At 45.3% G+C, this 25,594-nt stretch carries 27 protein-coding genes and 1 tRNA gene; 10 read left to right on the plus strand and 18 right to left on the minus strand.

The window, feature by feature from the left end; translation table 11 throughout:
- The first annotated feature begins 30 nt into the window (after positions 1-30).
- From fabZ to C4S39_RS02040, 3 genes are all read left to right on the plus strand, one after another.
- On the plus strand, positions 31-474 hold the full coding sequence (fabZ, locus tag C4S39_RS02030) for a 3-hydroxyacyl-ACP dehydratase FabZ (RefSeq protein WP_103965392.1): 444 nt from the start codon (positions 31-33) through the stop codon (positions 472-474).
- A gap of 44 nt (positions 475-518) precedes the next feature.
- Entirely contained in the window at positions 519-1,112 is a 594-nt protein-coding gene (rnhB, locus tag C4S39_RS02035; protein WP_103965393.1) for a ribonuclease HII, read from the plus strand.
- A gap of 154 nt (positions 1,113-1,266) precedes the next feature.
- The gene (locus C4S39_RS02040; RefSeq protein WP_103965394.1) at positions 1,267-1,746 is read left to right on the plus strand and encodes an FKBP-type peptidyl-prolyl cis-trans isomerase; all 480 of its coding nucleotides are present in this window, start codon (positions 1,267-1,269) and stop codon (positions 1,744-1,746) included.
- Positions 1,747-1,769: 23 nt separating this feature from the next.
- Here the strand turns inward: C4S39_RS02040 and mutS are convergent, their stop codons facing one another.
- Positions 1,770-4,370, minus strand: a complete 2,601-nt coding sequence (gene mutS / locus C4S39_RS02045; RefSeq protein ID WP_103965395.1) for a DNA mismatch repair protein MutS — start codon at positions 4,368-4,370, stop codon at positions 1,770-1,772.
- A gap of 449 nt (positions 4,371-4,819) precedes the next feature.
- Between mutS and C4S39_RS02050 the strand changes: the two genes are divergently transcribed.
- The 3 genes from C4S39_RS02050 to C4S39_RS02060 all read left to right on the plus strand — a co-directional run bounded on the left by C4S39_RS02050 (position 4,820) and on the right by C4S39_RS02060 (position 7,542).
- Positions 4,820-5,152, plus strand: a complete 333-nt coding sequence (locus tag C4S39_RS02050) for an exosortase system-associated protein, TIGR04073 family (RefSeq protein ID WP_103965396.1) — start codon at positions 4,820-4,822, stop codon at positions 5,150-5,152.
- Positions 5,153-5,679: 527 nt separating this feature from the next.
- Positions 5,680-6,222: a hypothetical protein gene (locus C4S39_RS02055; RefSeq protein ID WP_103965397.1), complete on the plus strand. Its 543-nt coding sequence runs from the start codon at positions 5,680-5,682 to the stop codon at positions 6,220-6,222.
- 165 nt (positions 6,223-6,387) lie between these two features.
- Positions 6,388-7,542 carry a tetratricopeptide repeat protein gene (locus tag C4S39_RS02060; RefSeq protein ID WP_181023729.1) on the plus strand — a complete coding sequence of 385 codons (1,155 nt, stop codon included), beginning with the start codon at positions 6,388-6,390 and terminating at the stop codon, positions 7,540-7,542.
- Between the two features lie 130 nt (positions 7,543-7,672).
- Here the strand turns inward: C4S39_RS02060 and C4S39_RS02065 are convergent, their stop codons facing one another.
- The 4 genes from C4S39_RS02065 to C4S39_RS02080 form a co-directional block, all read right to left on the minus strand.
- On the minus strand, positions 7,673-8,935 hold the full coding sequence (locus C4S39_RS02065; RefSeq protein WP_103965399.1) for a hypothetical protein: 1,263 nt from the start codon (positions 8,933-8,935) through the stop codon (positions 7,673-7,675).
- A gap of 388 nt (positions 8,936-9,323) precedes the next feature.
- Positions 9,324-9,437, minus strand: a complete 114-nt coding sequence (locus C4S39_RS02070; protein WP_103965400.1) for a J domain-containing protein — start codon at positions 9,435-9,437, stop codon at positions 9,324-9,326.
- A gap of 320 nt (positions 9,438-9,757) precedes the next feature.
- Complete coding sequence (locus C4S39_RS02075; protein ID WP_103965401.1) at positions 9,758-10,759, minus strand: site-specific integrase; 1,002 nt, start codon at positions 10,757-10,759, stop codon at positions 9,758-9,760.
- Positions 10,760-10,848: 89 nt separating this feature from the next.
- Positions 10,849-10,924 (minus strand) — tRNA-Arg (locus tag C4S39_RS02080).
- A gap of 306 nt (positions 10,925-11,230) precedes the next feature.
- On the opposite strand from C4S39_RS02080, the gene C4S39_RS02085 reads away from it, so the two are divergent.
- The 3 genes from C4S39_RS02085 (at position 11,231) to C4S39_RS02095 (ending at position 14,176) form a co-directional block, all read left to right on the plus strand.
- Positions 11,231-11,653 carry a Fur family transcriptional regulator gene (locus tag C4S39_RS02085; RefSeq protein WP_103965402.1) on the plus strand — a complete coding sequence of 141 codons (423 nt, stop codon included), beginning with the start codon at positions 11,231-11,233 and terminating at the stop codon, positions 11,651-11,653.
- Between the two features lie 2 nt (positions 11,654-11,655).
- On the plus strand, positions 11,656-11,973 hold the full coding sequence (locus tag C4S39_RS02090; RefSeq protein ID WP_103965403.1) for a hypothetical protein: 318 nt from the start codon (positions 11,656-11,658) through the stop codon (positions 11,971-11,973).
- 181 nt (positions 11,974-12,154) lie between these two features.
- Positions 12,155-14,176, plus strand: coding sequence for a TonB-dependent receptor (locus C4S39_RS02095; RefSeq protein WP_103965404.1), 2,022 nt, complete (start codon positions 12,155-12,157; stop codon positions 14,174-14,176).
- 135 nt (positions 14,177-14,311) lie between these two features.
- Here C4S39_RS02095 and C4S39_RS02100 read toward each other — a convergent pair whose 3' ends face one another.
- Complete coding sequence (locus C4S39_RS02100; protein ID WP_103965405.1) at positions 14,312-14,833, minus strand: cytochrome P460 family protein; 522 nt, start codon at positions 14,831-14,833, stop codon at positions 14,312-14,314.
- 99 nt (positions 14,834-14,932) lie between these two features.
- A complete protein-coding gene (locus C4S39_RS02105; protein WP_103965406.1) occupies positions 14,933-15,298 on the minus strand; it encodes a DUF6164 family protein in 366 nt (121 codons plus the stop codon).
- 138 nt (positions 15,299-15,436) lie between these two features.
- Here C4S39_RS02105 and C4S39_RS02110 point away from each other — a divergent pair, with 138 nt between their 5' ends.
- On the plus strand, positions 15,437-16,273 hold the full coding sequence (locus C4S39_RS02110; RefSeq protein WP_103965407.1) for an SDR family oxidoreductase: 837 nt from the start codon (positions 15,437-15,439) through the stop codon (positions 16,271-16,273).
- Positions 16,274-16,301: 28 nt separating this feature from the next.
- Here the strand turns inward: C4S39_RS02110 and C4S39_RS02115 are convergent, their stop codons facing one another.
- The 11 genes from C4S39_RS02115 to C4S39_RS02160 all read right to left on the minus strand — a co-directional run bounded on the left by C4S39_RS02115 (position 16,302) and on the right by C4S39_RS02160 (position 25,594).
- Positions 16,302-16,793, minus strand: a complete 492-nt coding sequence (locus C4S39_RS02115; protein WP_103965408.1) for a hypothetical protein — start codon at positions 16,791-16,793, stop codon at positions 16,302-16,304.
- A 63-nt stretch (positions 16,794-16,856) separates the two neighbouring features.
- Complete coding sequence (locus C4S39_RS02120; RefSeq protein WP_103965409.1) at positions 16,857-17,045, minus strand: DUF3460 family protein; 189 nt, start codon at positions 17,043-17,045, stop codon at positions 16,857-16,859.
- A gap of 58 nt (positions 17,046-17,103) precedes the next feature.
- Complete coding sequence (locus tag C4S39_RS02125; protein ID WP_103965410.1) at positions 17,104-18,078, minus strand: ADP-ribosylglycohydrolase family protein; 975 nt, start codon at positions 18,076-18,078, stop codon at positions 17,104-17,106.
- A 14-nt stretch (positions 18,079-18,092) separates the two neighbouring features.
- Positions 18,093-18,275 (minus strand): Trm112 family protein, encoded by a 183-nt coding sequence (locus C4S39_RS02130; RefSeq protein WP_103965411.1) that lies wholly within the window; start codon positions 18,273-18,275, stop codon positions 18,093-18,095.
- Between the two features lie 21 nt (positions 18,276-18,296).
- A complete protein-coding gene (locus C4S39_RS02135; protein WP_103965412.1) occupies positions 18,297-19,136 on the minus strand; it encodes a ParB/RepB/Spo0J family partition protein in 840 nt (279 codons plus the stop codon).
- A gap of 97 nt (positions 19,137-19,233) precedes the next feature.
- Positions 19,234-19,998 (minus strand): ParA family protein, encoded by a 765-nt coding sequence (locus tag C4S39_RS02140; protein WP_103965413.1) that lies wholly within the window; start codon positions 19,996-19,998, stop codon positions 19,234-19,236.
- Positions 19,999-20,010: 12 nt separating this feature from the next.
- Positions 20,011-20,673 (minus strand): 16S rRNA (guanine(527)-N(7))-methyltransferase RsmG, encoded by a 663-nt coding sequence (rsmG, locus tag C4S39_RS02145; protein WP_103965414.1) that lies wholly within the window; start codon positions 20,671-20,673, stop codon positions 20,011-20,013.
- Complete coding sequence (mnmG, locus tag C4S39_RS02150) at positions 20,670-22,553, minus strand: tRNA uridine-5-carboxymethylaminomethyl(34) synthesis enzyme MnmG (protein ID WP_103965415.1); 1,884 nt, start codon at positions 22,551-22,553, stop codon at positions 20,670-20,672. The genes rsmG and mnmG overlap by 4 nt, the downstream gene beginning before the upstream one ends.
- 265 nt (positions 22,554-22,818) lie before the next feature.
- Positions 22,819-23,709 carry an SAM-dependent methyltransferase gene (locus C4S39_RS15635; RefSeq protein WP_258039234.1) on the minus strand — a complete coding sequence of 297 codons (891 nt, stop codon included), beginning with the start codon at positions 23,707-23,709 and terminating at the stop codon, positions 22,819-22,821.
- A complete protein-coding gene (locus C4S39_RS15640) occupies positions 23,673-24,455 on the minus strand; it encodes a type I restriction-modification system subunit M N-terminal domain-containing protein (RefSeq protein ID WP_258039235.1) in 783 nt (260 codons plus the stop codon). Before C4S39_RS15640 ends, C4S39_RS15635 begins: the two co-directional genes overlap by 37 nt.
- Positions 24,452-25,594: an AAA family ATPase gene (locus C4S39_RS02160; RefSeq protein WP_103965416.1), complete on the minus strand. Its 1,143-nt coding sequence runs from the start codon at positions 25,592-25,594 to the stop codon at positions 24,452-24,454. Before C4S39_RS02160 ends, C4S39_RS15640 begins: the two co-directional genes overlap by 4 nt.

Genomic DNA, 25,594 nt, shown 5'->3' on the forward strand with positions numbered 1-25,594 from the left:
GGTATCCGAATCCAAAAGGGAACTAATACAATGAGTAGCATGAATATCCACGAAATCTTAAAATATCTACCGCATCGCTATCCGCTTTTGCTAGTGGACCGGGTAATTTCATATGAAGCGGGTAAAGATATCGTCGCGCTAAAAAATGTTTCTATCAACGAACCTTTCTTTTCCGGGCATTTCCCCCATCACCCAGTGATGCCGGGAGTTCTGATTGTCGAAGCACTGGCTCAGGCAGCCGCTATTCTGACACTTAGAACGGAGAATACAACGAATAAGGAAGATACGGTTTATTACTTTGTAGGCATCGATGGTGTTCGTTTCAAGAAACCTGTCATGGCAGGCGATCAGCTGATTCTCAAAGTTTCTATCCAACGACAGATCAAAGGATTATGGAAGTATTCGGCGCGCGCTGAAGTGGATGATCAGCTTGTTACCGAGGCACAGCTTATGTGTACCTCCCGGACTGTATAAACTTCCGCAATTGAAATAACCGTCAACATCAGGAGTATTCACGCATTGAAACGTCAATCATCGAATTGATTTGCGGCGTTGACGAAGCTGGCAGAGGACCGCTGGCCGGGCCGGTCTGCGCGGCCTGTGTTGTCCTGAATAAGGACTTCACAATAGACGGATTGGCTGATTCCAAGAAACTGAGCGAAAAAAAGCGAAACGCGCTGGCAGTTACAATCAAGAAACACGCTAAAGCATGGTCAATTTCCTATGCATCGGTACAGGAAATTGACCAACTGAATATCCTTCAGGCAAGTCTGCTGGCTATGAAGCGCGCTGTCGAAAACCTCCCTATCACGCCCGATATGGTATTGATCGATGGCAATCAAAATCCGCATTTGCGTTGTCCAATGCGAACCATCATTCGCGGTGATAGCCTAATCCCCGAGATCTCGGCCGCTTCGATACTGGCCAAAACTGCGCGTGATGCTGAAATGCAAAGATTGCATATGCGCTTCCCTCAATACGGATTCGATAAACATAAAGGATATCCAACCAAGGCGCATTTGGCTGCGCTACAACAATATGGAGCTTGCGCAATTCACCGGCAAAGTTTTGCACCGGTCAGGACATTACAATTCAAGCAGAATGAAGATTGAATCATTAATTGTTCAACTACGGCTGTACCGGATCAAGGAAAATAATAACTTTGTGCGTATAATGGCGGCTGTTCAATCAATGTTGCCAATGCATAGTCGCTTTGATTGTTATAAGCATTTGAGCTCTTAATCAAACTAAACAAGGAAATTTGATATGCGTGCGGAAAGAAATACTGTCGTTTCTCTTAACTATGAATTGTCGGATGCTTCAGGAAAAATTCTGGAAAAAACAGATATGCCCATCAGTTATTTGCATGGTGGCTACGGAGGCATTTTTCCTTTGGTCGAAGAAGCATTACACGAAATGGAAATGGGTCATTCATGCTCCATCACCATGGAACCGGAAGACACTTTTGGCGAGTATGATGCCGAATTGGTTCGTGTTGAACCACGCGATTCTTTTCCTGCTAATGTGACCGTTGGCATGCATTTTGAGGGCGGCGCTGAAGATTCGGATGACTTTATCGTCTATAAGGTTACTGATGTCACCGATGATAGCGTTATTGTTGACGGTAATCATCCTTTCGCAGGTATGAAACTGAATTTCGCATGCACGATAACCGATATCCGTCCGGCCACAGCAGAAGAAATTTCCCATCAACATGTGCATGGCGCACATGGCCATGAACATTAATAAACACCTCGTTGGATAAAAATTCAGCTGCCATGTTCGGTATCTATCAATTTTTTCAGTAAATAAATCTGCTCCAATGCTTGCCTGGGACTTAGTTCATCGGGCGAAAGATTTCGCAGCATTGGAATTACGGGGTGTTCTTGCATAACAATCTCTCCCGGCTCCGGAATCGAAAAAGCGAACAAGTCCAGCTGCGGTTCCCTGTTGATACTTTCCTGCTCGAGATTAATCAGGTATTTTCTTGCTACTCTAATCGCTGATTCAGGAACACCTGCCAATGCTGCAACTTGCAAGCCATAGCTTTGACTCGCGGGGCCTTCAGTAACTTTATGCAGAAAGACAATATGCTGTTTATATTCCACCGCATCCAAGTGAACGTTCTTGACTTGCTTAAACTCTTCGGCAAGTTTTGTCAGCTCAAAGTAATGCGTGGCAAATAAAGTAAGGCTGCGATTTTTTGTCAGTAAATGCCGGGCAATAGCAAATGCTAGCGCCAAACCATCAAAAGTCGATGTACCACGGCCAACTTCATCCATAAGCACCAGGCTATGCGCTGTCGCGTTACGAAGTATATTGGCTGTTTCCGTCATTTCCACCATAAACGTGGAACGACCGCTGGCAAGATCGTCAGCGGCGCCAATACGGGTAAAGATCTGATCGAGTATGCCAATGCACGCCTTTTTAGCCGGAACATAACACCCGCAATGAACAAGCAGGCTAATCAGTGCTATTTGTCGCATGTAGGTAGATTTCCCGCCCATGTTGGGGCCGGTAATCAACAACATTTGCTGTGCTCCGGTTTGCTCGGTACCTAACTGAACATCGTTAGCGACAAAGTTTTCAACCTGACTTTCTACCACCGGATGACGGCCGGTATCTATGCTGACAATATCCTCATTGGACAGGTGTGGCGCAGTGTAATCAAGCGCTTGCGCACGCTCTGCCAATGTGCACAGCACATCGGTCTCGGCAACGCTGAGCGCCATTCCCTGTAATACAGGAACATGCTGTAACAGTGCCTCGATTAATTCATCGTATAAATATTTTTCTCGCGCCAGCGCCCGATCCTGCGCCGATAATGACTTATCTTCGAAAGCTTTCAGTTCAGGCGTAATATAGCGTTCCGCACTTTTTAGCGTTTGTCTGCGCCGGTAATCCGCAGGAATTTTCTCGCCATGCGCATGCGTGACTTCGATATAGAAACCGTGCACGCGGTTATATTCGACTTTCAGATTAGGAATACCGGTACGTTCTTTCTCACGAATTTCCAGCTGTAACAGGAATTCTCCGCAGTTGTTTTGCAATGCCCGCAATTCATCCAATTCAGCATCATAACCATCGGCAATCACATTACCCTCGCGCAACACCACGCCAGGCTCTTCCAGCAAGGCTTTATTCAATAGTTCACCAAGGGCAGGCGCAACTTGCATCGCCTGAATCAATTGATCGATTCTCTCGCTGCGGCACTGCGCAAGGGTTGTAACAATTTCCGGAAATAGTTTCAAGCTGTCGCGTAAACCCGATAAATCCCTCGGACGCGCTGATTTGAGTGCAATCCGCGCCGTAATCCGCTCAATATCCACGATGTGCCGCAAAAGACTGCGCACCGCCAAATAACAATTTAATCCATTTTCTCCGATCAGGGCAGTGATGCTATCCAGCCGTTTTTGAATGACGCCCCGATCGCGCAATGGATGGTGTAACCAAAATTGCAATAAGCGGCTGCCCATATTGGTTGAGCAGGTATCCAGCAGGGACAGTAGCGTGGGCGATCTTTCACCGCGGATGGTTTCAGAAATTTCGAGATTGCGGCGTGTTGCGGCATCCATGCGGACATAAATACTTTCCCGCTCAGCTTGTAATGATGTGATATGAAGTGCAGCCGCCCCCTGCGTTAAACGCGCATATTCCAATAACGCACTCGCCGCGCACAGAGCCGTAGACAAATCCTCGCAGCCAAATCCGCCAAGATCATGAGTTGCAAATTGCCGTTTCAGATTGTTGACCGCATTATCGCGATCAAACTGCCACGAAGGTAGCCGCCTTACAACCCAATTCTTTCCTTGCAACTCATCCAGTGTAAGCGCTTCAGGTATAAGAATTTCTGCCGGCTGCAAGCGCTCCAATTCGCTAAACATATTTTGCGGCGATGTCTCCATTATCCGTAATTGGCCCGCAGCCAGATTCAACCATGCCAACCCCAGAATCGACTCATGCATCCATAATGACAGCAAAATACAGCTGCGCTTATCCTCCAGTAATGCTGCATCCGTTAATGTTCCGGGTGTAATGATACGAACAACCTCACGGGCTACCGGTCCTTTACTGGTAGCCGGATCACCCACCTGCTCACAAATCGCAATGGATTCGCCCGCCTTGACCAGCTTGGCCAGATATTGCTCGGCTGCATGATAGGGTACCCCCGCCATCTTGATTGGCGCGCCTGCAGAAGCGCCGCGCCGGGTTAATGTAATCCCAAGCAGCTTTGCAGCTTTCTCGGCATCATCAAAAAACAACTCATAAAAATCCCCCATGCGATAAAACATCAACATATCCGGATACTGTGCCTTAATGCGCAAGTACTGCTGCATCATCGGCGTATGCTGCTCTTTAGGAGGGATCATCTGTTAAATTTAAGGCTATGCTGCATAAAAAAAATCACGATCTGACATAACTGACACCAAGAAATTTATGGACAATCTCGTTCATCATTCCAGACATGACAAGGAATATTTTGAATCAGCAATATAGCTCATCACCACGCACTCGAAATGACAGCCATTCAGAAACTCCTTAAACTCATTGTTAATCGATCTTGCGCAAAGTATTTTCCAATACGAAGATGAATTTGAAAGGAAGTGGGTAAAATCAGGCATAAGATAATTGATTATGTAATGAACTAACCCGTCCGCGTGACGCGGCTTAATGCTTATGGCTAAACCGCAGTGAGTCGATTAACTTGCAGATTATTTCCACTTTATACAAAAAAGTGATAAGTAAATGAATTTATATTGGTTCCAAACATTCTGAAGAGATAGTAAATTTCCCTTTTTACTCCTAAGTTCGTTAAAAAATGTTCAAAATATTTCTTATAGCCTCTCTATTCTTAATCTCATCCAACGCATTTGCTTCAGAAGAATATTTTATTAATTCCGGTCAAAAATTTGTAAGTGGCGTTACAAATGCCGCTTCTGGATTTGTGGAATTACCCAGAACCATTATTGTAACCTCTCAAAATGAGGGCCCGCTTTATGGATTTACAGCTGGAATAGCGCAGGGTCTTTTGCATACTGTTGGCCGCAGTTTAATTGGTATACATGATGCCGCTACCTTTATGATTCCAACTAATTCACCGCTTAAGCCTCTTTATGTTTGGCAAGACCTGTCAAAAGAAACTTCCTATTGATAACGAATACGTCTTCAGTCTAATCCCATCTTTAGCTTAATAAGCTTATATACGAATTAACACCTTACCCGTTCGATGAGCGGGTTTTCTATTGTTTAAACTGCGTAACCCAGTGTAACCTCGATCTATTTACCGTCAAGGATTTATTCTATTCACCTATTTTTTATTGGTACCCTGAACACGAATCGAACGTGCGACCTACCCCTTAGGAGTCTGACAATATTCGATTGAACGGCTCTTACTCTATCTATTGAAAAACCCAGAAAGTCTATTTCATCAACTAGTTAATAAAATATTCCAACATATTGGAAACAAAATTGTAACACGAATAAAAAGGCTCGCTGTGCTGAAATTGTGACAATAAATATTCAATAGAAACAGGGGGAGCAGGGGACATACCTCCTTCTTTCATATATTGCATTTGAAGTAGAAATTATCTCCAAAAAATGCTGTAGATCAATGATCTTCTTAAAGAATTAACCCTGTCTGCCGTTTAAAAAATATTAAATCAATATGTTGGTGACATTATGAAACGCAGAGTAATAGTTTTATTTTGTGTGATAGTAATTTCTGGTTGTGCGTCAACAACCACAGATACACTGGCAGATGAAAAAAGATTCGTGAAAATATGTACAAATACTTGCTTTAGCGGAAGCGTGGTGGAGTATTTTAAAAAAGAAGGTCTTATGGATGAAGCTAAAAAATTTAAGAAATCGTGTGAGAGTGGATGTAAGGAACGTGCAACAGAATATTATAAAGAAATAAATGAACGTAGAGAGCGTGTGGGTCGTTCAACTTATCACCTAGATCATCAACCTTCTTATGATCCAAATTATCAGATAAGACGGCTAGAAGATGATTTGACTATTCAATCAATAATACAAAATGGCAAGATAAAAGAAATGGAAAAAGAGATGCAGCTTATGGAAAAACAAAGATTAGAAAGAGAAAGCCAGGAGCGTATGGACAGAAGTTGGAAAAATCTAATTGAGCAAAACCATAAAGAATATCTTCATGGACAGGAAATGCAAAAATTAAAAAATCAGCTTTTGCAACGCGGTATCTACTGATTTATGGATGAGAGAAAACACAGTTTTCCATAGAGGTGATAATGAAAACTATTAAGATGATTGGTTTAATACTATTTGGTATGAACACGTAATAATTCATTAGTATGGCTTATATGCTGGATGAAGCTTAATAAGAATTTTACATTAATAGAAGGTTTTTTGAAAATGGCAGAAATTAACAAATACATTATCATTCATTGCATTGCGGTTGTTTTCTCTTTTCTATATTGCACAGAAACATACAGTTGGGATTCGAAAAGTTGGGTATTGAAATGCGGTAATCAACTAAACGAAAAAAATATGGAGATAGAGCTAGAAATATGCGCCAAAGAAGCTCATGAGGGAAGTGTTAGAGCGGCACAAACATTATCTATCATATATGAGAAAGGGGTTAACAATGTAATAAAGAACAATGAATTGAGTAAAAGATGGCGTGATTTTTCTCGGCAATTATCAATAAATACTCTCCCTAAATTAAAGGCAAATGCTATAACAGCAGAGGATCATTACAAAATTTGTTTATATGGATATGATGTAGCAGAAGAAACATTTGATTCATGTCTTATCGCCGCTGAAAATGACTATGTAAATGCTCAGTTACAAATTGCATTTGTTTATGATCGCCGTGCATCCCGTGCATCGTTAGGTTCAGATGATCCTAATGAAAAATTAAATTGGTCTAATGAAGCATTAAAGTGGCATAAGAAAGCCGCTGAACTTGGAGATGCATATGCACAGTATGAAGTTGCAAGAACGGTGGATGAGTGGGGAAAAGAACATTGGTATAGAAAAGCCGCTCATCAGGGGCATATCTTAGCAATGTATGAATTAGCAAAAATGATTCATGAGAAAGGTCGTCCAGATGTTGAATCAATTAAATGGTATCAGAAAGCAGCTGAAAGCCAGACTAAAGAGCTTTACCCAAGAATGTTTTTTCCACACCCTCGAGGTGATGTTTCCGAGCCTATAGCCATTTTTAATTCACAGTTTGAATTGGGAAATATATATCATGATGGTATTTTAGTGCCTCAGAATTTTGCGAATGCTATCTATTGGTATAAGAGAGCTGCGGAGAGTGATCACCCGAAGGCTCAATTGAAGTTGGGTAAAATGTATACTCATGATTCTGGTGCTGATCAAGATGATGTCTCGGCTTATATGTGGTTTAGTATTGTAGCTACTCATGGATGGGGTTTGGGTCGAGATGCTATGGGAGAACGTGACAATATTGCAAAAAGAATGACTCCAACCCAAATTAACATCGCTCAAAAAAAAGCCGCAGAATGGTTCAGAGATAAAGGGTTTGACAAAGGTTTTTGACACAAATAAGAAATCAAATAGTTAAGATAAGCTCTTAGTCATGGAGGAGGAGCTTCACTTCCTTCCTTAGAATTATTATTAATAATAGTTAAAAAAATATAATTAAGAAAATAACAATAAATAGAGAAAGTTATTTAATCCTAGGTTTAAAATGAAAAGAATCACTAAAGACTTTTTCCATTACAGAACGTAGCTCAGACTCATAGCTTTTAGCAATAATATAGCTGTCGTGTATGGATAAGCATGGAATGTCTTTTGAAGTAAAATAATTAATAATTTTCTCAGCTAAATTTGAATCCATTCTCTGCAAGAACAATCCATAAGGTGGGTTATAAAATGAATTCTTTATAGCTGAATGTTTAAGTTCAATTTCCTGAAGGAGAGATTCGGCATCCTTGATATGAAATTCACTTCTCATAGTATTAAGAGCATGCTTGCGAGACTTACAATTAAATAGTATTAAAAAAGCTCTTTTAACTTCATTACGTTCACATCCCTCAATAGTATAAGCATCGCCGTCTAATTGAATTCCTTTGGTAGCATAACAAATCGTAGGATGGAGGGCTGAATAATCTAATTCGCAAACTTCTTCACCATTTACTAACAGTTTCTTTCTGTCTTCTTTCGGCATATTTTCCCAAAAGCCGCCATAGAACCTACCTCCTCCACTTTCGCCATTGAAAATCCTTTTTACCGTGATGCTAGTTGGATCATATTGATAACGTAGATCAATAGCATCTGTATTTATTTCGGTTTTCCTTAACAGCTCATTGTATTTCTTGAGTTCTTCTCTTTTCTTTATATCAAATCTATCATTCACATAATCAATCAGATTCCCATTTTCATCTTTTTTTATAATTGTTTCTTCTTCTGGTGCTTCAGGATCATGTTCTATTTTCTTAATATCAAAATCCAGAAAATTTAGAAGCTTATCGCTGGCTTTGATGCGTGTTTGAAAACTTTTGCCCTTAGTGCGATTGAAGTAATATTTTGATTTATCAGCATAACTCAATGAAACAAGGCCATCCAATACGCCTTTGAATAAATCATACTTAAGATATATTTTTCTATATCTGGTTTCCTTTAAGTAATTGTTTCTATTTAAGCTAATCATTCGCCAAGGGGATTCGTAATAGTGTGCTGCTACCCATAAATCCAAAATAATAACGTCCAGATGCTTTTTTACCCGATCAGCTTTTCTTATTGGCTTTTTGCTTTCTTCTCTCAATTGCTTCAGTTCAGCAAAGATTGCTGACAATTGGCTATTCATAGGAGGGAAATCTGTTTTTCGATGAACTTGTAACGGGATGGCTTTTAATAAAGCATCTTTTTGTGCTTTTTCTGAGATATTTTTTGGATTTGCATCGTACTTGTCATTAGAATGATTAGTCATCAATTGGCGCCTTGAAGGTTTAAACTGATTCAATTTTTATCTAATATTATAGAATATGGTTTCATAGTATATTTATAATGTCCACAAAACGCATCAGGATGGACTGTATTGCATTATATTTGTTGAGTACATACCCAACCTATTAAAAAATAATAATAAAGCCTTATGATTTATTTTAATCGGTTATGTGTAAATTAAATCGAATTAATCCAGTGTTTCACAAAAACTTTGAGAGCACATTGATTGGTGCTCTTCGGTATAAAATCAATGTTTAGAGAATATGTCTACCGCACTTCCAATCAGATGTGCCACTAGGTATAAAAAAGAAAGGAAACTCGAAAAGGTAGCTTTTTTACGATTCCAAAAATTCCCCAAAAAAGATTATTTTTTATTTATCTGGATGATAACGTTGAGCAAGAGCTTTGTATGCAGCTCGAATAACGACATTATCAGCCAATGGTGTTACGCCTAAAATTGCGTAGTAATCTTTATTTTCGTTCAATTAGTAGCCTAAATCCTAATAAAGCAACTCTGCTAGTAGTCTATTTGCTAATTATTAATATAATCATATTGTTACTCAGGAATTGACAGATAAGCATTATTTTTACTTAACTGATGGCACACCTATTAATTAAGTATTATCAATATGATAAATAGCTATGAAGCTAGCTATTATTCTAATAATGGTTATTTTAGATATAAGATTTTATTTGCTTGTTCTATAAACGAATTTACTTAAATTATTAAGTGGTGGCGTATTTAATAAGTCAGTGCATTATTTATCGGTACCCAAAAGTTTTTCTTAATGACCGACTTTTAAACTTATTTTTGCGCATTCATCTTAATTACAATGTCTTCCGCTTTCAGGTGAGTATATCTTTTTAGTTGTTGCAGCGTTTTATGGCCGCTGATGTGTGCTGTTTCCATGATATTGAAACCTCGTTCAAAGAATCTTGAGCAGGCTTCATGCCTCAGGTCGTGGAATCTTAAATTTTGAATGGTTGTTTTGTTGAGCATCCTTCGCCAAGCATTTTCAAAGCTATCAGCTCGAAGCCAAGTCCAAAATACCCTTGAGTCATTAAGCTTACGCGGAATTCCTTTTAGTGTTTCGATTGCTTTTTTGGATAGCGGCACTGTTCTTGAGTCGCCATTCTTGGTAATAGGCAATAGTGCAGTCTGTTTCTTTAAGTCTATATTATTCCAGTCTAGTGATAGCAATTCGCCCAGTCTCATTCCCGTTTCAAGAGCTAATAAGATCATAGGTGCGAGCAAAGGAGATTTACTGTTTTTTGCTGCTTGTAACAGCATATGTTCTTCATCTTCTACAAGCCGTCTATCACGTCCCCTAGATTGTTTAGGTTTGCGTACTAGCGTGGCAACATTATTTATGAGTGGAATACCCCAGTCTTTTATTGATATATCCAATAGGTGAGACATTGATCCTATTTCTTTAATAACTGTTGATCCTTGTTTTCCTTCGGCTAGTCGTTTGTCTCGGTGTGCTGCGATGTGTTTGCTTTGTAGCTGACTGACTACGTAATGGCCAAATTGCTTTTTTAGATAAAGCATTCGTTGTTTATCTTTTATTGCTGATCGTTTCAGTGGGGTAACTTCCTGAATGTATCTGTCAATCAGTTCTGCAACAGTGACTCTGTCGGCTTCTTGTCTATTGATGAATATGCCCCTATCCATTTCAGATTCAATAAGCCTTGCCCATTTTTGAGCATCTGTTTTGGTTTTGCAGGTTTTTGTAATTGCAGGTATCCCAACCTTTCTTATTTGAACTTTAAAGGTTCCTGATGGGATTTTGGTAATTGTTGCCATTTTCGCCTCATTTCACATAAACTGTGCTGAAATTGTGACGAAATAGACATTCAGTGGATAGAAAAGCGGAGCTAAGTTAATGATTCTATTGGCGCCCTGAACACGAATCGAACGTGCGACCTACCCCTTAGGAGGGGGTTGCTCTATCCACTGAGCTACCAAGGCGAACTTGGCATTTTACGCTAATCTCATAGCATGAGTAGATAGTGTCAATTAATTGTGTTTCGATAGATGCATATAAGATGCAATTTTGACAAGAAATCGTGCTCTGAAGACACCCGAATCATATCTGTCCGCAAAGAATTTCTGACTGAATCAATTAAATCCGGATATTTTGTTCGGAGGAGCGTGGATAGTTGCAAGCGATCAACCATAAAACCCATGCGGTGCATTCTTATCAAAGTAAATCACTTGTTGCGCCTGGAGAATCATTTCACTACAATGACGCAACATTGTTGCATTTGTATCAACATGCCAAATAAATTTTACCATACTGCTGAAAACATGATTCTGCACCACAGTGGGCGTGCGACAGCGGGTCGTATTGGAATACTCGCCACATTGTTGGCTGAGCAGAAAGCCATTACGCATCGTGAAATCGAGCAACGTCTTCCGCAATCATTACAATTGGATCGAGTGACTTTATACCGTACGCTGGAGTGGCTTGTTGAAAATGGTCTCATTCACAAAATAACCAGTGACGACCGGGTATGGCGCTATCATGCGAATCATGAATCGCATTCACATCAACATGCACACTTCAAATGCACCGGTTGCGCACAAGTGATTTGCCTGGATAGCTTGCCGACTGAGCAAAGCTGGCCATTACCGACCGGCTACCGCTTTCAGGAAATTGAATTGACGGTCAAAGGTCTTTGCGCCAATTGCTGTTGACGATGATACGCAAAAGCTTTTTCTTAATTCTTACGCTTGCTGTATTGTGCGTACCGGTGTTCTTGATGGCGCATGCTTTCACGCACTACGCACAAGCCGATTTAGTCGATGTCATTGACAATGACATCGATCTTGATGAAATCTGCCTGGATTGTCTCGCGCTCACCGCGCTCAATCTCTTTTTGATTGCATCAGGATTGCTTCTATGCATTTCAGTTACTCGCCACCGCTTGCCGTTATGGGCAATAAGGTGGCATTCCGATAGTAAAACACCTTCCTATTATTCACGCGCACCGCCTTCCGGTTTTTCTGTTTCTTAAACAAATAATCCTGCTCTGACCCAGCCATCCAGCAGTCGATAGATGGTTTTGACGGAGTTAATTACTGTTGATTGATCAGCACCCTTGCTGCAACTCAGTTGCACTATAACCGCTTATTCAATCAGGAAAGTGGTATGGACTATGCTGATCACAGAAAACCAGATCATGATAGATAGTTATTATGCAAACAGCGCTATTTAAACAAACGGCTATCATACTCATTGTATTCTCCCTGGATACATCGAATATTTGCGCACAAAGCGCTCCCGGGAATATCCAATTGCCGGGTGTCAAGATAACCGCGCCGACTACAAGCTCGGCGGAATCAACCGGGATCAAGGCTGACGTGATTATTCAGCGTGATCGCTTGCGCCAGAAACGTGAAGCCAATCTGGGAGACACGCTTGCACACGAGCTTGGAGTCACTTCCAGCAGTTTTGGTCCGGGTGCTGGCCGCCCGATCATCCGCGGGCAGGACGGCGAGCGTGTTCGTATAATGGAAAATAGCATGAGTACGGGAGACGTTTCTGTCATCAGCCCGGATCATGCTGTTGCGACAGAAACCTTAAATGCCACCCGCATTGAAATACTGCGGGGGCCATCGACATTACTTTATGGCAGCGGTATATCCGGCGGTGTCGTGAATGTGCTAAATGATCGCATTCCGGATCGTTTATTCAAAACACCGCAAGCCAACTTTGAAGGACGTTTCAATTCCGCTCTGGAAGAACGCAGCGGAGTGCTTACAGCATCAGGTAGTAAGGGCCGGATTTCGTGGAATATTGAAGGCATGAAAAGAAAAACCAACGATATTCATATTCCCGGCCGAGCCAATCCGAACGATCCGGAGAGCGAAATCGGATTTGTCAGAAATAGCGCCATTGATTCCAGCAATTTATCAGCAGGCAGCGCTTATATTGGTGAACGAGGGTTTGTGGGTATGTCGATTTCAAAATTAGAAAATTTCTACGGTATCCCCGGGCCGGAAGGCGCAAAAATTGATATGGGCCAAACGCGTTACAGTCTGGCTGGTGATCTGGATAACCCATTCAAAGGGTTTCAGCAATTAAGAACACGTTTTAACTATAATGATTATCAGCATAAAGAACTTGAACAGAGCGGCGAAACTGGCAGTCGTTTTAAGAATGATGAATTGGAAGGCCGCGCCGAATTAACGCATGCGCCTGTCGCGCAGTGGCAGGGCATTATGGGCGTGCAGCTACAGCACCGCAATTTTACTGCAAAAGGTGAAGAAGCCTTCGTACCAGCCAGCCTGTCGCAATCTGCCGGCATATTCATGGTTGAGAAACGCAACTGGCAACAATGGCAGTTTGAAATCGGCGGGCGGTTTGAGCATTCGAACCATAATCCACGCGCAGCAATACTGCAGACACGTAACTTTAATTTGTACAGCGTATCCGCAGGCGCCGCCTGGAAATTTATCGAGGGCTATCAGCTCGATCTTACCGCCACACGTGGACAACGCGCACCGAATACCGTAGCCCTGTTTGCCGACGGCGTGCATATCGCGACCAACACGTTTGAACAAGGCAATTCCGCCTTAAACAAAGAAACATCCAATAACTTTGATGTCGCTTTACAAAAAACCACAGGCAGAATTACCGGAAGAGTGAATTTATTTTATAACCATATCAACGATTATATTTTTCAACAAAGCCGTGATAGCAATAATGATGGAATTGCTGACCGAGTTGATGACGAAGGCATCGTGGAAGTCAATGGCTCATTTTTAGTTCAGGACTTTTCTCAAACCCGGGCAAGATTTTATGGTTTGGAAGCTGAAGCCAACATCGCGCTGCTGCCGGATACCGTCAATTTGCGTTTATTCACGGATACCGTCTATGGCAAGCTAAAAGACAATGGTAATATTCCACGCATCACGCCACAACGATTCGGTTTTGATCTGAACCTTACCCAAAATAAGTGGCAGGCCAATTTCAATCTGACCCGCGTTGTCCGTCAAGATCGAATCGCTGTACTGGAAACTGAAACACCCGGCTACACCTTGATGAATACCGAAATCGGTTATCACATGAAACTGACTCAATCCGTCAATTACATGCTGTTCTTGCAGGGCAGGAATCTATTGGATAGCGATATCCGCATGCATACTTCTTTCCTGAAAGATACGGCCCCCATGGCCGGACGAGCTATTATCGGAGGAATTAGGGGCGTTTTCTAACAGCTTATCGATCAACGTTGCGCTGCAAAGCGTGGCGTTCACCCTTGATCAGCTCCCCAGGCAGATGACGTAAACCAGACAACTGATTGGATGATCATAAAAGCTATAATCATCCAATCAATAAGTTGAAGTTGATTATTTTTTCACAAAATCAACCAGTTTTTGATAAGTAAACAGGAAATCCTGAGCCTGTAACGGGTTGTGGCACTGCGCACAAGTCAATTCGTTGCTTTTCGCGCTGCCATCGGGATTGTAAAGGGCAAACCCCCAGTCTCCGGAGCGATTTTCTTTGGGGAAAGCTGCATCCCAATCGCTTCTGTTTTCCATTACGCCAATAGCAGCCAGCGAATCGATTTCAAAGATACCGTCGCTACCGGGAATCGGCTTGCCTGCCGCATCTGCCTTGGGCGTATAGATTTCCATGACCACGACAGCGCCAGAATCGCCGGGGTTTCCTTGCTGATAATTGGAAATTGCTGTTTCATTGGCATATAGCTTGGCTACTTGAGTCTGATTCGCGCGGTTTATTGTGGCATATTGTGTAAAGGCCTTAGCATAGTCGTCAGGAAATTTAACGTATTCGGGATCCCCGCCAGCCTGGGCAAGCAGAGGGGTGATTGCAAAAACGGCGACAATTGCTCTGAATGTATTTCTCATGTTTCTTCTCCTTGATAAATATTGCGGGATAAAGCAGTCTTGAGATGATTATGATACCGTATTCAGCCTCTGAATATTGTTAACTTGCTAGCCGTTCTGCTAGGGCGCCAGATCGAGAACCAGCCTGATCGATAAATAAATGACGAGCAAAGCCAATGCCAGATGGATTGTAAAACTGACCGGCTTTTGCTTGACTGCATCGAAAAAAGTTTGATTCTTGCCTTCCCGTTTCAGGCGATCGTATTCTTCGCGCATTCTGGTGGTGCGCTCGTTCTGATAGGTATCCAGCAGCGCGCGTGCTTTTTCAAACTGACCTTCATCATGGAGCCAGATTGCAGGCATCGATACCCCCCAGTTTCCCGGCGTGGTTTCATAATAATCAATTGCATTGTTGGTCAGCAATTCGCGTACTTCATAGGCTTCATCATCGGGCACGCCATTAAGCCTGAATAAAATTTTTGCCATGCGGGTTCTTCAGTTATGGTATTTTCATCGAATAAAGCCTTGCGACAGAGATTGATGCTATCTTCGCATTGAATCCATTGTCAAGCTATGAATAATCACGCTATGAAAATTACAATTTTTTAGGGTTAATTCGCACCAATGAAAAAAACCATACTCATTACCGGTTGTTCCAGCGGAATCGGTCACTGTGTTGCCAAGGCATTGCATCAACGCGGTTATCGCGTGTTTGCAACCGCCCGGCGGCGGGACAGTGTCGCAGCATTGCTGGAGGAGGGCCTGGAAAGCTTTCGCCTGGACTTGAACGATTCAAACTCGATTCAGTTTGCCTTTGAGGAAGTCCTGCGCCGCACTGATGGCGAGCTTTATGCGCTATTCAACAATGGCGCCTATGGATTACCCGGTGCGGTGGAGGATTTGAATCGCGATGCTTTGCGCGCGCAGTTCGAAACCAACGTGTTCGGCTGGCAGGAATTGACCAATCTGGCGCTACCGGTTATGCGCCGGCAAGGTTACGGCCGGATTATTCAGAACAGTTCGGTGCTCGGCTTCGTGGCGTTGCCTTTCCGTGGAGCATACAACGCCTCCAAATACGCCATCGAAGGACTCAGCGATACCTTACGCCTGGAATTGAAAGGCAGCAATATCCATGTCAGCCTGATCGAACCTGGGCCGATTGCCAGCAAATTTCGTCTAAATGCAGTCAAAGCGCTGGAAAAATATGTCGACATCGAAAACAGCTTTCATCGTGAAAAATACCAGGGCGTATTGGGGCGCCTGAATAAGCCGGGGCCCGCGGTTCCTTTTACGCTGCCCCCTGAAGCTGTGCTGAAACGCGTAATCCATGCGCTTGAGGCCACAAAACCACAACCCCGCTATTATGTGACTTTCCCAACCTACCTGTTTGGTGTTCTAAAACGTGTCCTGAGTACACGCGCACTCGATTTGTTGCTGGCTAAATCGGGGAATAATAATTGATGGATCAGGCAAGCACGGAATACCGGAATTAAGGCTCAAGTCCTGCCGCTACGCAGGACTGTAATATTTTCCATGCCATATTACCGATAAAGCAATCTCCCCTCAGCGACGCTTGCACTGTGTGGCTATCGATTTTCTGCAGCAGCAAGGCAAAGGCATAAACTGCCTTATCATTGTCTTTGCGTTGCGCGGATGACTGAATTTCCGGATTCGTATGGGCATAAATGAAAATAGCATCGGGATTCGAAGGCGCGTAAGTGGCAATAGCATTTTGTAAATATCGGGTGTCATACGCATGAATTTCCGATGCTTCGATATCCGGATATTGCCGGTTTCTGAATTGTAACGGACGCATGAACGATCTGCCATCGGATTGCAGTTTATTGGTGACGCAATTTGCCAGCACTGCATGCTCTCCGGTCAATTGCCCTTCAAACTGTTCAGGTTTAGCGTTTGAGTCAACCAGATGGGCGCATGCTGAAATAAAGAATATCCCTAAACCAACGATCGCTTTCTTCATACCCAATGCATCCGAAAAAACGGGAATGATTACCCGCACGGGCAACTTGAGAAGGGCAAAATGCTAACCATTAAAATAAACATAGGGTTTCATCGGGACGTCAGACTCTTCAAAGCGCTTGCGTTCCTGCAGATCCTGTTTTTTGTCCCACCACATATTGCGCGCCTCCACGCGTTTGTCTCTAACATCCGGATTTTTTTCCAGATATTCGCGCATGAATTTGGTGTGATCAGATTCATAACTATAATCCATGATTAACCTCTTACATTATGGTTGCAAAAATAGCACTTTAGCATAGCTCGGGTTTTCTTTACAGCCTCATGGCGCTACAGGCATCTGCTGCAGCAGTCAGATTCCTGTAGCGTGCCACCCATTCGAGCGGAATCGAAGCAAACGATTGATCTTGCTGTACGGTATGGGCCGCCATGATGGCGCCAAGCATAATGGCGCGGCCGCAACTATCGCCACCGATGCGGATATTTTCTTCAATTGCGGTCCGATAATCGGGTGCGTACCGGACGATATGCGCAATCACTGGCATGCCCTCCAGAACATGACAAGCCGTGCCAAAGCGTTTGGCGACCGCAGCACTATTCAGTATGCACGTTTGCAGCGCTTCTTCCACCAAAAGGGCCAGCTTCTCTCCTGCGCTCGGCAATGCGCCCACAAGCGCTTCGACGATCGGCTTTCCATGCAAAACATTCAGCAGAACGCAACCTGCATACTGTGCCGCCGCCACTGCCGTATCATTATGGTTGGTCATACGCACAACTCGCTCGATTTGAATCATCAACGTTTGTTGCGATCCGGCATGTGTAGCCACCACTACCGGTATCGTCGCCAATGCAGCAAACTGATCGTCATCGGCGCCGGAATATTCCGGAAATTCTTCCGGCTTAAGCGCCAACAACGTCTGCAGCGTCTGGCGTGCCGGTGAATCGACATAACCGACATAAGCGCCGCCAGGGCCTAAATAATCCCGATATTCAGTCTGGTAGGCTGCTCGATCAAATTTACCGTGCTGCGCAAAATGCCGTAACATCAGCAAACACAACTCGCCATATCCGGATGAATCGCCCGCCGCTTTACCACCATGCGCAAAGTAACCGCTGACATCCGCATAATCACGTGCATCGGGTTGCAAAAAAGTTAATCCCTTGGTTTTCTCGATCTGCGCGATGCGCCCGGAATCATATAACCAATGCAAGCCCAGCGACGCTGAGTCAGCAATCAATGCGCCCATAACAGCCGCCGCCCGGGGATCAAGTTTAATATTCAAATTCATAACACGAATGGCTCTTATTTAATTTCAACTTCATCGGATATTCTACGCGCCTCATCCGCCAGCATGACCGGAATACCGTCTTTAATCGCAAACGCCAGCCGGTCGGGCTTGCAAATCAATTCCTTATCATCCTTTTTATAAATCAGCGGCCCTTTACAGAGCGGACACACCAGAATATCGAGCAATCTTGAATCCATAACTTTCCTTAGTTTGTCTTTCTAGAATCTGCTGAGAATATCATCCAACTGATCCAGACTGGTATAGTGGATCACGATATTTCCCTGACCGTTTTTCTGCGGCTTGATGGCCACTTGCGCGCCCAGGCGTTCAGAGACGTCTTCTTGCAGACGCAAAAGATCGCGGTCGGTTTTCTTTATCTTTTTAGGTGCCGGATGTTCGATCTGGTTCACGAGCTTTTCCGTTTCACGCACCGATAATTGTTTTTGCGCGATAATATTGGCAAGCTGGATTTGCTGCGCGGGTACCAGCGACAACAATGCACGCCCATGCCCCATATCGATCTTGCCTTGCATCATCAATTCCTGAACGGGCGCCGAAAGATTCAGCAAACGCAACAAATTGGAAATGGTGCTGCGCGAATTGCCCAGCGCTTCCCCAGCCGTCTGGTGTGTCATACCAAACTCATTGATCAGGCGCTGAATACCCATTGCCTCTTCCAGGGGATTCAGATTTTCGCGTTGTATGTTTTCAATCAACGACATCGCCAGCGCGGATTCATCGGCAACCTTGCGAATCAGTGCCGGCACTTCATTCAGCCCCGCCAGCTGCGCAGCGCGCCAGCGGCGCTCGCCGGCGATAATTTCATAGCGGCCTGCATCGATTGGACGCACCAGAATCGGTTGCATGATACCTTGCGCCTTGATCGATTCCGCCAGCTCCGTCAACGCCACCTGATCCATATTGGTTCTGGGCTGGTATTTGCCCGGCTGCAATCTGGATGTTTCGATGCTTTGCAACGACTCTTCCACCAGCGCGACGTCTGCACTACCTGATAACAAAGCGTCCAGCCCGCGCCCCAAGCCTTTCTGTTTTATCATTTCATGGGTTCCTCAATTCTGTATTAGCGTGGGCATTTCTAAAAAATTCAAACCTAATCAAGGTGAAACAAGCAACACAGCATGGTAACCAACATCGTTAGAGATGTCCTGCAAGTATTTCTTTGGCGAGTTCGAGATAAGCCTGCGCCCCTTTGGATTGGCCATCGTGATACAAAACCGGCAAGCCAAAGCCGGGGGCCTCGGCCAAGCGTACATTACGCGGAATCACGGTGCGATACACTTTTTCACCAAAATGTTTTTGCAATTGATCGGAAACCTGCTGCGCCAGAATATTGCGCGGATCGAACATAGTGCGTAGCAAACCTTCGATGCGCAAAGTCGAATTAAAGCTATTGCGCACACGCTTGATGGTATTAACCAGATCGCTTAATCCTTCCAGTGCATAATATTCACATTGCATCGGAATCATGACGGCATGCGCCGCGCATAAGCCGTTTAATGTCAGCATGTTCAACGCCGGCGGACAGTCGATCAAAATATAATCATAGTCGCTTGCAATAGCTTCCAGCGCGGTTTTCAATCGCGCTTCGCGCTGGGAAAATTCCACCATTTCCACTTCCGCCCCAGCCAGATCCCGATTGGCGGGTATCAAGTCGTATTTCCCCTGCGGACTGCTCACCCGCACGTACTGTATTTCCTCATTACCCATCAGCACATGATAAACCGTGTTTTTTACCTTTTGCTTGTTAATACCACTACCCATGGTCGCATTAGCTTGCGGATCGAGATCGACCAATAAGACGCGCTTCCCGGATGCCGCCAGACTCGCCGCCAGGTTCACGCTGGTGGTGGTTTTTCCGACGCCGCCTTTTTGATTGGTAATAGCGAGTATTTTGGTCATAATATTTATTCCTTAACCGCTTGCAGCCAAATCGCGATCGTATTTAATAATAATCAGCTGCCGTGCTGCTTTCAATCCAGGCACGTTCAACGTCACGATGTCTTCAATTACAAATGGCACATGAATTTGCTCGCGTTCCTGCTCTGAACAATGCGCCTTCATCGCTACCCAGCGGCAATCGGGATTCCGTATCGTTGCCCACTGCCGGGTTAGCGCGATAAATTCTCCCAATTCAGAGAAAGCGCGCGAAATAATGGTATCCGCTTTTTTATCCGCATGGATATCTTCTATCCGTTTTGCCATAATTTCAACGTTCTTCAGCGCCAACTCGATTTTTACTTGCTGTAAAAAGGCGGTTTTCTTTTGATTGCTTTCCACCAAAGTCACGTGCCAATCCGGCTTCGCCAACGCAATCGGTATGCCCGGCAATCCAGCCCCGGTACCCACATCGATAATGTGCGTACCATGAATATGCGGCAGCACCACAAGACTATCCATCACATGCTGGGTCAGCATCTCCTGCGCATTGCGTATCGCCGTCAGATTATGCACCTTGTTCCATTTCTCGATCAGCACTAAATAATGCGCGATGTTTTTTGCAAGTTGTTCTTCCGGCGCGGTTACAACCTTATCCAGCGCACGCAAACTTTGCGTAATCTGCGGGAGCAGGCTCATTCATTGACCGCAAATCCACGTTTCAGATGCACCAGCAACAGCGAAATCGCCGCTGGCGTTACTCCGGAAATCCGTGATGCCTGGCCTACAGTCTCCGGTTTGTGCTGGTTCAGTTTTTGCTGTACTTCGTTCGATAGTCCTTTCACGGCGCAATAATTGATATCCTTCGGCAGCAAAGTATTTTCATATTGCGCCTGGCGGGAAACTTCTTCCCGCTGGCGTTGGATATAACCGTGATATTTGGCCTGAATCTCAACTTGCTCAGCCACTTGCGGATTTATCACGGATTCGCCCGCACCCGGCAAGGTCATCAATGAATGATAGGTAACATCCGGCCGCTTGAGCAGTTCGGTTAAGGTATATTCGCGTTCGATGCTTTTTCCAAGCACCCGGAGGGCATCCTGTTCCGGCAATGTTCCCGGCAACACACGTGTCGAATTGAGCCGTTGCTGTTCTTTTTCAATGGCTTCCTGTTTTGCGCTAAACGCCGCCCAGCGCTGATCATCGATCAAACCCAACCTTCTTCCGGGTTCAGTCAAACGTAAATCAGCATTGTCTTCGCGCAATTGCAAACGATATTCGGCGCGGCTGGTAAACATCCGATACGGTTCGGTCACGCCGGAAGTCACCAGATCATCGACCAGCACGCCCAAATACGCCTCATTGCGCTGTGGCAGCCAGGCATCACGCGTCTGAATTTTCAGCGCGGCATTAACCCCGGCCAACAATCCTTGCGCCGCGGCTTCTTCATAACCGGTGGTGCCGTTGATCTGTCCGGCAAAAAACAGGTTCTCGATGGTTTTGGTTTCGAGCGAACGCTTCAGATTGCGCGGATCGAAGTAATCGTACTCGATGGCATAGCCTGGCCGGGTGATATGCGCGTTTTCCAAACCGGCAATCGAATGAATCAGTTTGGCCTGCACCTCAAACGACAAGCTGGTCGATATGCCATTGGGATAGATTTCATGCGTGCCCAGGCCTTCCGGTTCGAGAAAAATCTGGTGCGATTCGCGTGCGGAAAAGCGCACTACTTTATCTTCGATCGACGGACAATAACGCGGCCCGACGCCTTCGATTTTTCCGGAAAACAGAGGCGAATCGATCAGGCCGCCACGAATGATATCGTGCGTCCTATCATTGGTATGCGTAATCCAGCAGGAAATCTGGCGCGGATGCCGGATACCGGTATCGATCAGCGAGAACGACGGTGTCGGCTGATCACCCGGCTGCTCCAGCAGCTTGGCATAATCCATCGTGCGGCCATCGATGCGCGGCGGCGTACCGGTTTTCAGCCGCCCTGCGGGAAACTCCATTTCGCGCAACCGTTGCGCCAATGTCAGCGACGGCGGATCGCCCGCGCGGCCTGCCCTAAAATGGGTTTTACCGATATGCGCCAAGCCGGCCAGAAAGGTACCGACAGTCAAGATCACCGCACGCGCATGAATCCTGATCTGTAGCTGCGTAACCACACCGGCCACCCGATCCCCCTCGACAATCAAATCATCCACCGCCTGCTGCATAATCCGCAGGTTCGGCTGATTTTCAACGCGGCTGCGGATCGCTTGCTTATACAACACACGATCGGCTTGCGCGCGCGTCGCCCTGACCGCCGGGCCTTTGCTCGAATTCAACATGCGGAACTGAATTCCCGCCTCATCCGCCGCCATGCCCATCGCACCACCCAAGGCATCGATCTCTTTCACCAAGTGGCTCTTGCCAATGCCGCCAATCGACGGATTACACGACATCTGACCAATCGTTTCAATATTGTGTGTCAACAACAATGTTTGACAACCCATGCGCGCAGCCGCCAAGGCAGCCTCCGTCCCGGCATGCCCGCCGCCTACAACAATAATGTCAAAATCCGCGTGATTGTTCATAGTCTTAAATGATTAATAACTCAGGTGTCACAAGAAGATTTTAATCGGTTGGTTTCACGTGAAACCTTTTACGCATTGTAAGCTAAAAAGAGGAAATTTTCGCGTGCAATTATAGGTGCAGGATAATAATGAAAGCAAGGTTAGCGGCAAAAAATTATTCTTAAAATCATATTATTTGCCTTAACCTGCATAAACCATACATTAAAATATTCCAGGTTTTGCATGGATCCTTCATCGATCACTTGCCTTGCAGCATACGCAAAAATTAAGGCAATGGCGGCAATCCTAGTTCCTTGAGAAATTCGTTATGTTTTCCGGCAGCCTCATCGTTATGTTTTCCGGCAGCCTCATCGATCTGTTTCTCCAGCGCTGCCAATTTTGTGTGCACAGCCTCCAAATCAATCGCTTCTTCCTGCTTCGCAGTGCTGATATAGCGCGAAATATTCAGGTTGTAATCATTATTCGCTATTTCACCCATCGCCACCCGGCGAGAATAGCGATCCTCCTCACTACGGAATTGATAGGTCGAAATGATCTTTTCGATATGCTTCGGTAACAAACGGTTCTGACGCTTGCCTTTCTCAAAGTATTCACTGGCATTAATAAACAGCACATCGTCGGGCTTTTTGCATTTTTTCAACACAAGAATACAGACCGGTATACCTGTGGAAAAAAACAGGTTGGCGGGCAAGCCGATCACCGTATCGATATGACCGTCTTTCAGCAGTTTGGTACGGATGCGTTCTTCCACGCCACCACGGAACAGCACGCCGTGCGGCAGAATGATGGCCATGACGCCTTCGGGCTTGAGATAGTGAAAACCGTGCAGCAAAAAGGCGAAATCGGCGGCGGATTTAGGCGCAAGGCCATAGTTCTTGAAGCGCATGTCCTCGCCCAGCGCGTCGGTCGGCTCCCAGCGGTAGCTGAACGGCGGATTGGCCACCACGGCATCGAATTTCGGCATCTTCGCCGGATTCATCTCGCGCAACCAATCCCAATCGTTGGTCAGCGTATCGCCGTGATAAATCTCGAATTCGGAATCCTTCACCCCGTGCAGTAGCATGTTCATACGCGCCAGGTTGTAGGTGGTGATGTTCTTTTCCTGCCCGAAGATTTTTCCTATTGTGCCGCCTGCTTTACGAATCTGATTACGCACGTTGAGCAGCAGCGAACAGAGCCACAAGCAAAATCTAACACGCTTTCCAGCTGCTTCTTTTTGCCGGTGACGGGCTCCTGGCTGTCCAGTATAACAATGCCCGACAAAATACTGGAAATCTGCTGTGGCGTGTAGAATTCACCCGCTTTCTTGCCGGAACCGGCGGCAAACTGGCCTATCAGATATTCATAGGCGTCACCCAGAGTATCTTTGTCAGTAGAGAACTTTTCCAAGCCTTCGGCAATGGCCTTGATGACGGTACAGAGCTTGGCGTTTTGCGCAGGATAGCCTTTGCCCAGCTTTTCCGAATTCAGGTTGATCTCGGAGAACAGACCGGCAAAAGTACTGGCAAAGGATTCGTTTTCGATGTAATCAAAGCCCTTTTGCAGCGTATGCAACAGCTCTCCGTTCTGCGTGCGAGCCAGCTCCGCGATGCTACCCCAGAGGTAATCAGGCTTGATCACATAATGGGTTTTGCGGCGCATCTGTTTTTCAAATTCATCGGTATCGTCCAGGTTCTGCGCATACCACACCGCCAAGGGCATGCGGCGGTCGCCAACTTCCAGTTTCGGATAATCCGATCCCAGTTCCTTTTGCGCCGCTGCTTCGTAGTTGTCCGACAGATAGCGCAGAAACAGGAAGGACAGCATGTAATCGCGAAAATCGTCCGCGTTCATGGCACCGCGCAGCTGGCCGGCAATGCCCCACAGGGTGTTGCCCAGTTGTTTCTGGTCTTGTTCGGTCATGGTGTGGGCGGCTCCTCTGCTTCGTTTGGGAATAAGGCGGGATTAAATGGATAACGTTCGAGAAACTTACGTAGGATTTTGCGGAAATAGTCTTTTGTTTCGCTTCCCATTTCACTTGGTTCGAAAAGCGCGTATTTTCCGTGACTCAAAAGATCGACGAATCTTTGATGCAGTATCCCATCGGCATCGTCCTGATCCTTTTTAATGCATGCTGAGAAATGTCCGTATCCGTGAAACAAAGCGGTCTTTTCCAGTACGACTCGAAGCATATTGAAATGATAGGTATGGATCGTGTTACCTTGCGAAACGCGGTGAAGTTCAGCCAAAGCGGCGACGTGATGAAATGATGGAGTGTCACCTTTCTGAGAACGCATGACATAACCGCAGGTACCCCGGTTTTGACTTAACACATACTGCGATGACTGGCGATTGAAATGATTCTTGAATTCATAATGCAGTACGTTGAAGAATAGGTTGTGATGCGTTGAAACGACTGTATTGATTGGGTTTGTCGCTTCTCTATACAATTGCACCAGATGGTTTGCGACGACGATGGCGTTCTGCTCATCCAGCGAAGAAATCGGATCGTCGATATAGATGTACTTGATCCATTGATAGGCTACCGCCCCGTCCATAGCGAGCTGCACGATGGCAAGAAAGAAGCACCAGATAAAGATATTCTCCTCACCTCGGGAGACCTTGATGTCGTCCACGGTAACCGTTTTGGCCTGCTCGCCCTCGCCGGTCGTGATCTCGCGCGAGAAACTGACCTCCCATTCCGTGGTGTCGATCTTGAAATCAAAGTCGGCGTAACGACTCAGCAATGGACGAATGCGGTTATCCATTTCCATTTCCGCAAGCCCGGCGAAAAAGCGGGAAGCGGAATTGATTTTCAGCACCCGCTCGCTATCGCCATCCAGATCGTTGTCCCAGGTGAAGAGGTCTTCGGTGAAGGCGTTGAAGTAGAGCGTATCCCTTGCATCCTCTTGCTTGCCGATGTCCTTGAAAGCCATAGACAGGCGCGTTTTGCCCGTGCCGTTGTAGGCGTAGAGCAGGATGAATTTCTTGTTTTCCAGCTCGCCGCGCAGGTGTTCAGCCAGGGCCTCCAGATTCTCAAAACCAGATGACGGGCTACTCAT

Source organism: Nitrosomonas ureae (assembly GCF_900108305.1).
GTDB classification, from domain to species: Bacteria; Pseudomonadota; Gammaproteobacteria; order Burkholderiales; family Nitrosomonadaceae; genus Nitrosomonas; species Nitrosomonas ureae_B.

What these genes read in the sequence shown, in the direction of transcription:
- fabZ (WP_103965392.1), top strand. Translation starts at nt 31, where the DNA reads ATGAGTAGCATGAATATCCACGAAATCTTAAAATATCTACCGCATCGC.
- C4S39_RS02040 (WP_103965394.1), top strand. Translation starts at nt 1,267, where the DNA reads ATGCGTGCGGAAAGAAATACTGTCGTTTCTCTTAACTATGAATTGTCG.
- mutS (WP_103965395.1), bottom strand. Translation starts at nt 4,370, where the DNA reads ATGATCCCTCCTAAAGAGCAGCATACGCCGATGATGCAGCAGTACTTG.
- C4S39_RS02050 (WP_103965396.1), top strand. Translation starts at nt 4,820, where the DNA reads ATGTTCAAAATATTTCTTATAGCCTCTCTATTCTTAATCTCATCCAAC.
- C4S39_RS02055 (WP_103965397.1), top strand. Translation starts at nt 5,680, where the DNA reads ATGAAACGCAGAGTAATAGTTTTATTTTGTGTGATAGTAATTTCTGGT.
- C4S39_RS02060 (WP_181023729.1), top strand. Translation starts at nt 6,388, where the DNA reads ATGGCAGAAATTAACAAATACATTATCATTCATTGCATTGCGGTTGTT.
- C4S39_RS02065 (WP_103965399.1), bottom strand. Translation starts at nt 8,935, where the DNA reads ATGACTAATCATTCTAATGACAAGTACGATGCAAATCCAAAAAATATC.
- C4S39_RS02075 (WP_103965401.1), bottom strand. Translation starts at nt 10,759, where the DNA reads ATGGCAACAATTACCAAAATCCCATCAGGAACCTTTAAAGTTCAAATA.
- C4S39_RS02085 (WP_103965402.1), top strand. Translation starts at nt 11,231, where the DNA reads ATGCCAAATAAATTTTACCATACTGCTGAAAACATGATTCTGCACCAC.
- C4S39_RS02090 (WP_103965403.1), top strand. Translation starts at nt 11,656, where the DNA reads ATGATACGCAAAAGCTTTTTCTTAATTCTTACGCTTGCTGTATTGTGC.
- C4S39_RS02095 (WP_103965404.1), top strand. Translation starts at nt 12,155, where the DNA reads ATGCAAACAGCGCTATTTAAACAAACGGCTATCATACTCATTGTATTC.
- C4S39_RS02100 (WP_103965405.1), bottom strand. Translation starts at nt 14,833, where the DNA reads ATGAGAAATACATTCAGAGCAATTGTCGCCGTTTTTGCAATCACCCCT.
- C4S39_RS02105 (WP_103965406.1), bottom strand. Translation starts at nt 15,298, where the DNA reads ATGGCAAAAATTTTATTCAGGCTTAATGGCGTGCCCGATGATGAAGCC.
- C4S39_RS02110 (WP_103965407.1), top strand. Translation starts at nt 15,437, where the DNA reads ATGAAAAAAACCATACTCATTACCGGTTGTTCCAGCGGAATCGGTCAC.
- C4S39_RS02115 (WP_103965408.1), bottom strand. Translation starts at nt 16,793, where the DNA reads ATGAAGAAAGCGATCGTTGGTTTAGGGATATTCTTTATTTCAGCATGC.
- C4S39_RS02120 (WP_103965409.1), bottom strand. Translation starts at nt 17,045, where the DNA reads ATGGATTATAGTTATGAATCTGATCACACCAAATTCATGCGCGAATAT.
- C4S39_RS02125 (WP_103965410.1), bottom strand. Translation starts at nt 18,078, where the DNA reads ATGAATTTGAATATTAAACTTGATCCCCGGGCGGCGGCTGTTATGGGC.
- C4S39_RS02130 (WP_103965411.1), bottom strand. Translation starts at nt 18,275, where the DNA reads ATGGATTCAAGATTGCTCGATATTCTGGTGTGTCCGCTCTGTAAAGGG.
- C4S39_RS02135 (WP_103965412.1), bottom strand. Translation starts at nt 19,136, where the DNA reads ATGATAAAACAGAAAGGCTTGGGGCGCGGGCTGGACGCTTTGTTATCA.
- C4S39_RS02140 (WP_103965413.1), bottom strand. Translation starts at nt 19,998, where the DNA reads ATGACCAAAATACTCGCTATTACCAATCAAAAAGGCGGCGTCGGAAAA.
- rsmG (WP_103965414.1), bottom strand. Translation starts at nt 20,673, where the DNA reads ATGAGCCTGCTCCCGCAGATTACGCAAAGTTTGCGTGCGCTGGATAAG.
- mnmG (WP_103965415.1), bottom strand. Translation starts at nt 22,553, where the DNA reads ATGAACAATCACGCGGATTTTGACATTATTGTTGTAGGCGGCGGGCAT.
- C4S39_RS15640 (WP_258039235.1), bottom strand. Translation starts at nt 24,455, where the DNA reads ATGACCGAACAAGACCAGAAACAACTGGGCAACACCCTGTGGGGCATT.
- C4S39_RS02160 (WP_103965416.1), bottom strand. Translation starts at nt 25,594, where the DNA reads ATGAGTAGCCCGTCATCTGGTTTTGAGAATCTGGAGGCCCTGGCTGAA.